7 protein-coding genes are annotated in these 6,766 nt (G+C 66.8%); 4 read left to right on the forward strand and 3 right to left on the reverse strand.

The window, feature by feature from the left end; translation table 11 throughout:
- Positions 1 to 113: 113 nt before the first annotated feature.
- From HUU95_RS05150 to HUU95_RS05160, 3 genes are all read right to left on the reverse strand, one after another.
- On the reverse strand, positions 114 to 614 hold the full coding sequence (locus HUU95_RS05150; RefSeq protein WP_174279132.1) for a DUF6644 family protein: 501 nt from the start codon (positions 612 to 614) through the stop codon (positions 114 to 116).
- On the reverse strand, positions 611 to 1,111 hold the full coding sequence (locus HUU95_RS05155) for a DUF6644 family protein (RefSeq protein WP_174279133.1): 501 nt from the start codon (positions 1,109 to 1,111) through the stop codon (positions 611 to 613). Before HUU95_RS05155 ends, HUU95_RS05150 begins: the two co-directional genes overlap by 4 nt.
- Positions 1,112 to 1,278: 167 nt before the next feature.
- Entirely contained in the window at positions 1,279 to 3,636 is a 2,358-nt protein-coding gene (locus HUU95_RS05160) for a TonB-dependent receptor (protein WP_174279134.1), read from the reverse strand.
- A 345-nt stretch (positions 3,637 to 3,981) separates the two neighbouring features.
- Here HUU95_RS05160 and HUU95_RS05165 point away from each other — a divergent pair, with 345 nt between their 5' ends.
- The 4 genes from HUU95_RS05165 to HUU95_RS05180 form a co-directional block, all read left to right on the forward strand.
- Positions 3,982 to 4,782, forward strand: coding sequence for a hypothetical protein (locus HUU95_RS05165; protein ID WP_174279135.1), 801 nt, complete (start codon positions 3,982 to 3,984; stop codon positions 4,780 to 4,782).
- A gap of 69 nt (positions 4,783 to 4,851) precedes the next feature.
- Positions 4,852 to 5,241 (forward strand): DUF6152 family protein, encoded by a 390-nt coding sequence (locus tag HUU95_RS05170; RefSeq protein WP_174279136.1) that lies wholly within the window; start codon positions 4,852 to 4,854, stop codon positions 5,239 to 5,241.
- Positions 5,242 to 5,298: 57 nt separating this feature from the next.
- Positions 5,299 to 6,132: a hypothetical protein gene (locus HUU95_RS05175; RefSeq protein ID WP_174279137.1), complete on the forward strand. Its 834-nt coding sequence runs from the start codon at positions 5,299 to 5,301 to the stop codon at positions 6,130 to 6,132.
- A gap of 23 nt (positions 6,133 to 6,155) precedes the next feature.
- Positions 6,156 to 6,766, forward strand: a 611-nt coding sequence (locus tag HUU95_RS05180) for an MFS transporter (RefSeq protein WP_217429778.1), incomplete at its 3' end; no start/stop codon positions are given.

The following is a 6,766-nucleotide window of genomic DNA, read 5'->3' on the forward strand; positions in this document are numbered from 1 at the left end:
TGGGGCTCCAGTGCGGCCGGCGCGGTGACGAGCATCGACAAGGCTCCCGCGATGCCCAACAACTTCAACATTCGCCACGCTCCATCATGTATTGCCGGGGCGGTCGCCGCCGGTCAGACAAACCCAACCCACCGGCCGGCGACGACGACGCCGATCCAGAAAACCAGCGACAGCCCCGCCGCGACCCGCACCGCATGCGGCGCCGGCACGGTCTCGTTCCAGTCGTGCACCGTACGCCAGGCGCCTCGATGAAAGATCGCCATGTTGATGCCAGCCAGCAACAGGAGCCCCATCTTGATGCGGAACGGGATGTTGCTGTAATATTTCGTGGCGGCCGACGCGAACATCAAGCTGCCGGTGATCGCCGCGACGGTGAACGCGCTCCAGGTCCAGGGCAACACCTCGTCCGACAGCTGCATCGCGCCCATCGTGCGGGTGGACACGCCCAGCAGGCGCAGGTCGAGCATCGCGATCGACCCGACGACCAGCGTCAGGGCGAGGACGTGCGTCGTCTCGATCGTCGGGAACATCCACTCCGATTCGGTGATGCTCACCGCGAGCGGCGTCGCCTCGATCCACGTGCAGACGGCGAAAAGGACGCTGCCGATGCTCACGATCCGCCCCCCGCATAGGCGATCCAGCGGCCGCAGGTCAGCACCGCCACCCACATCACCAGCGAGACGAGCGCGCAGGTCCGGATCGCGGCGCGCCGGCCCGCCGACAGGTCGCGGAAGCGCCGATCCTCCAGCAGCCGCCGGACCGGCGCGGTGAACAGCGCCGCCCCGACGATCAGTCCCATCTTGGTCCAGAACACCCAATTGAGCAGCTCACGCGCGGGCTCGGCCATGATCTGCAACAGCCCCGTCGTCAGCAGAACGCCCAGCGCGCCCCAGATCCAGGGATAGAAGCGCAGGGTGGTGCCGCGCATCGACTGGTCGCGGCCGATGAAACCGGCCAGCCTGAGATCGAGCATGCCGATCGACGCCATCACGATCGCGATCGCGAGGATGTGGACGCTCTGCAGCATCGGTACCGTCCACGCGCGCTCAGCGATCGCGGTGCTCAGCGACGTGGTCGCCAACCAGTCGCTCACCGCCTGCAACCTCGACATCGATCTCTCCCATCCCGTACAGGCGCTCGCCGCCCTCCTATCCGAGAACGGCTGCGGCCTACCGTGGCGGCCGTGACCGGGACAGATCGGATTTTCAAGTTACCGATACGTTCTGGAACGTTATCGGTCCCCATCCGCGACGTTGCGCTCGGCCGCCCGACGGGGGATCAGAAATGAACCCCCAGCGTCGCGCCATAGGTGCGCGGCGCCCCCGGCGCGAAGGCGAAGCTGGTCGCGACCTGGCCGACCGCATAGATATATTGCTTGGTCAGGTTCTTGCCCCACAACTGGACGTCGTAGCGCTTGGAGGGCGCGGTCCAGCCGAGCGACGCGTCGATGATGTGGTGCGCGTCGTTGACGACATATTGGGCGGAGGTCGGATAGGACGAGGTGTAGTGATCGTTGCCCGACACCGTGAACGAGCCGAGGTCGGTCTCGACATTATAGACGGCGCCGACCGTGCCGGACCATTTCGCGGCGAATTGCGGCGTCGCGCCCGCGAGATTGCACACGGTGTTCACCACCGTGCCGACCGTCACGCCCCGGCTGTCGACGCGCGGCGTGCCGGGGGTCGGGCAGGTGGTGCCGGGAAAGTCGACGAACTTGGCGTCGAGATATTCGAGCGCGCCGTTCAGCGTCAACCCGCGCACCGGAACGATGCTGAGGTCGACATCGACGCCGTCGATCCTCTCCTTGGCGGCGTTGAGCAGCAGCGCGTTGCCGGGCGCGGCGGGCGGGGACATCGAGCGCACCTGGACGTTCTGGTAATTGTAATGAAAATAGGACGCGTTCAGCCGCACCCGACGGTCGAACAACTCCGACTTGACGCCCGCCTCGGTCGCGTAGAGCAGTTCGGGCTCGACCGGGGGGTTGTTGAACCCGTTGCCGTTATACGCCCCGGACTTGAAGCCGAGATTGTGCGACACGAACAGATGGACGTTGTCGCCAACGTCCTGCGCCAGGACGAAGCGATAGGTCAGCTTGTGGAACACGAGCCGGGTCGGGATGCCGTTGGGGAATGACGCCGCGAGCTTGCCGGCGGTGAACAGCGCGAACGGCTGGCCCGGGTAATAGACGATGCCCGGCGTGGTCGCGGTGGCGGCGGCGCCCAGCGTCGCCACCGAGTTCGGATAACCCGGCAGCGGCGAGAGCTGGCCCGTCAGCGTCTTGCGCTCGGCCGTGTAGCGCAGGCCGACGGTGACGTGCGTGCCCTTGAAGAACCGGTAGGAGCCGTCGCCGAACACCGAGCCCGACAGCGTGTTTGGGAAGCCGTTATTGCGCTGCGGGGTGCCCAGGCAGACGCTGCCGTTGCAGGTCGGCAGCGAGTCCAGGCGCAGCTGCGTGTGGTCGTCATAATAGAAGGCGCCGAGCACCCAGTCGAACCGCTCGCCCGGCGACGCCTTCGACACGAGCTGGAGTTCCTCGCTGAGCGACCGGTTCTTTTCGTAGAAGTTGCTGTACGCGGTGGTCTCGCCGGCGAGCGGCTGCCCCTGGCCGGGGCCGCCGCCGGCGAACGCCACGTTGGCGTGGCTGGCCTGGAAGCCGCTGAGGCTCTGCAGCGTCGCGAAGCCCAGGTCCTGCTCCACCTTCAGCGTACCGAGATAGATGTGGGTCGGCGCCGAGGGATCGATCCTGAGCGTGCTGCGATACCGGCCCTGATAGGTGGTGCCGTCGTTCGCGATCGTGCCGGGCAGCACCTCGTACGCATAGCCATAGTCGCGGTTGTTGTAGTCGTAGATAAAGCTGGTAGTCACCTTGGTGTTCGATCCCGGCCGCCAGACTAGCTTGGCTTGCACGCCGGTCTCGTCAGACTTCTGAAGGTCGTGGCCGGTGACGAGGTTCCTGCTCCAGCCGTCGCTCTGCTTCTGGTGATAGACCGCGATCCCCGCCGCCAGCGTCTTGCCCAGCGGTGTCGAGGCGTACAGGTTCGTGGTCAGCGTGTTGTAGTTGCCATAGCCGACCGAGGCGTCGACGCGCTCGGTATCGCCCGGATCGCGCGTGATCACCGAGATCAGGCCGCCCGTGGCGTTGCGGCCATACAATGTGCCCTGCGGCCCCTTCAGCACCTCGACCCGATCGATGTTGTTGAAGGAATAAATGCCGATCGTCGGGTTGGCGAGGTAGAGGCCGTCGATATAGACCGCCGTCTGCGCCTCGTTGAAGCCGGTGCTGGGTGAGCCGATACCGCGCAGGTAGATGTTGTTGCCGCCCGACGGCGTCACCACCAGGCCCGACACCAGCGACGGCAGCGACAGCACGCCCGTGACGTTGAAGGCCTTGAGCGTCGAAGACGACACCGCCTGGATCGTGATCGGCACCGACTGGAGATCGGCGCTGCGCCGGGTCGCGGTGACGACGATATCCTCGACCGCCGAGGAACTTGCCGCGTCGGGGGCGCCGGTCTGATCCGTCGCGCCAGGCGCGTTGGGTGGCGTCACCGGGCTGGCGGGTTGCGCGGTCTGCGCGAATGCCGGGGTCGCGGCGAGCAACGCCGTCGACAGATACAGAGCTACCTTGGTGATCATCGCTCATCCCCTCCTGATCGACGTGGCCTTTGGGCCATCGCCGTTGTTCTCGCCGCCTTCGTAGCGTCGCGGATTGATGATCCAAGGACGACGCGACGGGGAGATATAGATTAACCGAAGCGATACCTGTCCGTTATCCCGATCCTAAACTACCATCGCTCGTGGCCGATGGAAAGTCGCAAGCTGTTCGGCGCCAGGACGCCGTTGACGCATCGATGGGAAAAAGATCGCATCTTCCTTGCCCGACGCGACCTGCCTACCTTAATGGTCATGACAGGAGCCTGACGACCGAGCATCGCGAGCGCGAGCCGGCCCGGCCAGGATGCGAGAGGAAGAGATGGCTTGATGCGTGTCCTGACCAAGTCGCGCCGCGTGGGAGCGTTGATCGTCGGCCTGTCGTGGTGCCTCGGCGCCCCCGGCCTCACGGTCGCGCAGACTTTGCAGCAGGGATCGGCGCCGCAGGGATCGGCGCCGCCGGAACCGCTCAGCTGGCACGGCGATCCCAAGGCTCCCGACATCAGCGGCGTGTGGGTGCGGGTCGACACCCCGGCCGGTAGCGGAAGCAAGGAAGGCTGGGCGCCATGGGCGCCGCCGCTCAAGGGCGCGTTCGCCCAGACCTGGAAGAAGCGCGTCGCCGATGCCGCCGCCGGCACCCGCACCGACGATCCGGTACGCGGCTGCCAGCCGCCGGGGATGCCGCGCTTCATCACCGGCTCCAACGGGCCGATGCTGATCATGCAGACCCCCGGGCGCGTCATGCTCTATCGCGACGGGATGCCGGTACGCCGCGTCTGGCTCACCCCCGATGCGCTGCCGGCGGCGAAGGACATCGAGAGCTTCTCCAACGGCAACGCGATCGGGAAGTATGAGGGAGCGGACCTCGTGACGCAGATCGTCGGCATCAAGGATCAGCCGATCGACGGCACCGGCGTGCCGCACAGCGACGATCTCAAGATCGCGGAGCGGTTCCATCGCGTCGACGCGACCACGCTGACCGTCAAGGTGACGCTGACCGATGCCACCGCCTATTCCAGGCCGATGACGTCCACCGTGACCTATCGCCTGTCGGACGATCGCAACTGGGAGCCGCACGAGTTCCTCTGCACGCCCGTGACCAACTATTCGCCGGACAAGTATGTCCATTAGGCGCCACGTTCAGGCCTGCGCCAGCCGCATCCGGGCATGCCCCGCCGACCGACCGATCAGAGGAACATCATGACCCACAAGCTCCGCATCTTCGCCGCGCTGGCCGTGCTCGCCGCGCCGCTGCCCGCCGTGGCGCATCACTCCTTCGCCATGTTCGACAAGACCAAGGAGATCGTGCTGAAGGGCGCGGTGGTGAAGGAATGGCAGTGGACCAGCCCGCACACCTGGCTTTACGTCCTGGTCCCCAACGGGTCGGGCGCGCCCGACAAATATTCGATCGAGGGCGGCAACCCCGGCGTGATGCGCCGCGACGGCTTCGCCAAGGGCTCGCTGAACGCCGGCGACAAGGTGACGATCTACATGGCGCCGCTGCGCAGCGGCGAGAAGGGCGGCAGCCTGAACGCCGTCGTCCTGCCCAACGGCAAGATGCTGGGCGAGCGGATGAAGCCGGGCGCGTAATGTCTGGACGGTGACAGGGCCGTTGACAGGGCCGGTCGCGGCCGAAGGGAGAGGCGGATGATCAAGCGCGTATCGACCGGCATGGCGGCGGCCCTGGTTGCCGCCCTCGCGGCGCCCATGCCGCTGGCGGCGCAGGACGCGGACCGCGCGTGGCCGCCGGCCGGCGTCTCCTACCATGGCGATCCCGGCGCGCCCGATATCTCGGGACTATGGCTGGGCACGACGATGGGGGTCCCCGGCGGGCCGATCGCCAGCAACACCGGCAAGACGGCGGACGGTCGTCCGCCCTCCTTCCTCTCGCCATGGCCGCTCCCCTACACGCCCGAGTTCAAGAAGATGTCGGACGAGCGCGCCGCGGCGGCGAAGGCCGGCAAGCAGATCGGCGATACCGGTTCGAAATGCCTGCCGTTCGGCATCCCGTTCCTGATGCTGTCGGAGGCCTATCCTAATGAGGTGGTGCAGACGCCCGGCCAGGTGTCGATCTTCTTCTTCACCGCGTTCCCCGTCATCGTCTGGACCGACGGTCGGGGCCATCCGGCGGACCTGAAGCCGAGCTACAACGGTCATTCGATCGGCCACTGGGTTGGCGACACGCTGTACGTCGACACGGTCGGCCTGCGCGGCGACACGCCGCTGGAGACGCATTTCGATCCGCATAGCGACAAGTTCCATTTCCAATGGACCATGCGGCGCGTCGGCGACGGCGTGATGCACGTCCATTTCACGCTGTTCGACGGCGTCGCCTTCACCGAGCCGGTGGAGAGCACCAATATCTGGCACCGCAAGACCGATTATCGCTGGGCGATGCTGGACGACCAGTCCTGTTTCGAGAACGCGGCCGGCGTGAGCACCAATGCCAAAGCGCCCGAGGAAGGCTTCATGAAGTTCTGACGGGCGGCGGGAGGGAAACGCGGATGTCGAGCACCATGCCGGCGACGGGGGCCGTTCCCGCCTGGGACCGCCGCTACGAGTGGCAGGCCGTGGTGCTGCTGACGCTGGGCTTCGGCCTGGTCGGGCTCGATCGCTGGGTGATTGCCGACCTGGCCGGCCTGCGCTCCTCCACCATGGTCGCCGACCTTAGGCTGCGGCCGCAGGACGTCGGCAACCTCGTCGCCTCGCTGGGTATCGCCTGGGGCGTGTCGTCGCTGTTCATGGGCAATCTGTCGGACGTATGGGGGCGCAAGCGGGTGATCGTGCCCTCGCTGGTGCTGTTCTCGCTCCTGTCGGGGTTGTCGGGGCTCGCCGGCGGCTTCGCGGCGATGATGTTGTGCCGTATCACGATGGGCCTGTTCGAGGGCGCGTTCTGCCCGTCCAGCTTCGCCGCCGTCGCGGAGGCGTCGCTGCCGCGCCGGCGGGGCAACAATCTGGGCTTTCAGCAGAGTGCCTTCGCGCTGTTTGGCCTCGGCTTCGGCCCGACGATCGCGACGCTGCTGCTCGGCTCGATGAGCTGGCGCTGGGTGTTCGCGATCGTCGGCCTCCCCGGTCTGATCGTGGCGCTGCTCGCCGCGCGGCTGATCCGCGAGCC

Source organism: Sphingomonas bacterium (assembly GCF_903643065.1).
Lineage (GTDB): Bacteria > Pseudomonadota > Alphaproteobacteria > Sphingomonadales > Sphingomonadaceae > Sphingomonas.